The 2,354-nt window shown below is 40.5% G+C and carries 3 protein-coding genes; 2 read left to right on the forward strand and 1 reads right to left on the reverse strand.

The window, feature by feature from the left end:
- On the reverse strand, window positions 1–1,181 hold a 1,181-nt coding region (locus B7X71_RS15405; protein ID WP_293601343.1), incomplete at its 3' end, for a glycosyltransferase.
- 189 nt (window positions 1,182–1,370) lie between these two features.
- Between B7X71_RS15405 and B7X71_RS15410 the strand changes: the two genes are divergently transcribed.
- Together B7X71_RS15410 and B7X71_RS15415 are read left to right on the forward strand one after the other, a co-directional pair.
- Entirely contained in the window at window positions 1,371–1,718 is a 348-nt protein-coding gene (locus B7X71_RS15410; protein WP_293601345.1) for a hypothetical protein, read from the forward strand.
- A gap of 270 nt (window positions 1,719–1,988) precedes the next feature.
- The coding region (locus B7X71_RS15415; protein ID WP_293601347.1) for a hypothetical protein at window positions 1,989–2,354 on the forward strand (366 nt) is incomplete at its 3' end.

Below are 2,354 nucleotides of genomic sequence, written 5' to 3' on the forward strand. Positions count from 1 at the left end.
GCGGCAATAAAGTAACTATCAGATATGAGCCCAACCATAAAGCCATTCCGCTTCATTTGGTTGACAAACTCAATAACCCCATCCCTAATTGGCATGGACATTGAAACTTTTTCAAACTGATTTCGGTGTGTAAATTTAAAAATTTCCGCGATCTTCTCGCTTCTTGTGGCTGCATCATTTTCAGCAGAATCTAATAGCGCATCCAAGGTCTCCTCAGTATGGGTAAATTTAGCTAAATCCTTTACAAAACGGTTTGGAGTAATAGTACCGTCCATATCCAACAGAACCACTTTGCGACGACCTTTTTGCCTATTAATAATGTAGTCAAAGGAGGCAGTTGCAACCCTTTGCTCTTCATACATCTCTGAAATCTGCTCTACGTGTAATCTCCCAGCCTGACGTGAGTAGTGGTGAATCACTCGCGCCACCTCATTTGCCATTGTCGTTAAGTCAACTAGTGGCTGGCTATCATGCTCTAAGCTACCTATGTCAACTTCGCAGATACGCGCTCCCTTTAGATGGGCGTCTATTAAAAGCCCAATATCAACGCCGTACCCTGATTCAAAAGTTAGCTTTTTAAGCAGCGCCTTTTTGCATGCAATGATTCCCCCTAGTGGCTGAGAGATACATGACACTTCCGGGAAAAAAACTTTGAGCATTGGTTTTGCAGTGAGCTCCGTCACCCTACCGCCACCCCTGCTAAATTTAGCCTTAATAAAATCAGCGTTATCTGATAGTAGTGGCTCCAGCATCTTTGAGACAATATTCTCTTGTAACCCAGATAAATCACCGTCCAAAAAGACAATGTAATCATGACTCGCAGCTTCTATGCCGTCATGCATCGACGCCCCTTTACCGAGCATTGAACTGGTTATTACTATTGCTCCCGATTCTTTTGCTAGCCTAGCGGTATTATCTATTGAGCTATCGTCAATTACAATTACCTCACCCGTTGCCGTGTCAGATAGAGCGTATAGCACCACTGATGCGATTGCCTTTTCTTCATTCAGTGCGGGAATAACTACTGAACATAACTGATGTTTTGGTGGAATGCCAGATGAGGTGCCTTGCAAATTTTGACGTTTGCGAAACAACTTTTTTTTCATTTGCGCCACCGCTGCTGATTTAGTGCGAAGAAGATGGTTAAATTTTCTCCAAATTCGCATAAATAAATTCTTCATGCTCTTCTCCTACGAAGATCAAGGAATGGAAAAGTATACATAATGGCTACATGCGATCATTCATCCGGTTTAAATATTGCGCATGGAGTCTCCAATCGGCATGTTCAGTGACAATGATATTTTTTCAGTGGCGATGATTTTTTTACATGATGAAATATTTAATATTTCAAAAAGTATAGAATTGCCACAATGCCGTTCAATAAAAAAACATTTACGATTGCTGTCTGTCTTTTTTTAATCACCTTCAAGGTGGTGGCTTCCAGCATATTTATTCAGACTGGTATTGAGCGAACATGCCTTCGAACTGATGCCTGCTCTATGTCATTTGCCGATAGCTTATCTGTGATTAACGAAGAGGCTAGCGAAGAAGAACCTGTGCATACATTATTCTTAATGTCCCACGTTACAGGTAACGTCGGGGATGTTGAATTTAAGTTACCCGTCCTAGGTAAAATTTCAAGAAAGTTTTATCTCTCAAATGACAAGTTGAGTTTAGATAATATTCTTGATTGCCCTTTCAAACCTCCCAAAGCTTAATCCCAACCCATAGTTCTTTATTGATTTAGCCATTGGCTAACTGGATCTACCAAGAATTTTTCTTGGACCGGAGTTTGGGTTATTGCGATGCTAAATAGCTAATTTTTACGAAATTCTATCCAGGCATTCAAAGAAGTTTTTGGCTGATATTTTAAATATCAGAGCATTGCTCCAGACAAGATCCACATTAAGGGTGAGAGATTACCGCTTAATACGTCGGTTACTTTAGCAAGAGTAAGCACGTATGCGAGCAATATGTTGGGGTTTTAAATGAACAAATTATATTTATGCATTCCTTTATTTTGCAGTACGTTGATTGCTTGCGTTTCCCAAGGGGAGTTACCCGCCACTCAAGATCCCCGAACTGCAAACTCCAATCAAGCAAATTTAGTCAAAAAGGCCGACAAGAACAACAGCATCGGCTACTTGCAGGATGAGATGGCGATCTGCATTGGTGAAGTAAATTCTGGAGAAATAGCGAAATCTATTGATGGAAAAATTTTAGTTTTAAACCCCGCCAATCCCAGCACAAGATTCTTATTCGCCTCTCCGAACAAGCTCACCAGTAACGAAGCAGTGTTATTGTCAAAATTTAAGCGTGAATCTCAAAGATGTCGGCAAATTACTAAAAATATA

Source organism: Polynucleobacter sp. 39-46-10 (assembly GCF_002282275.1).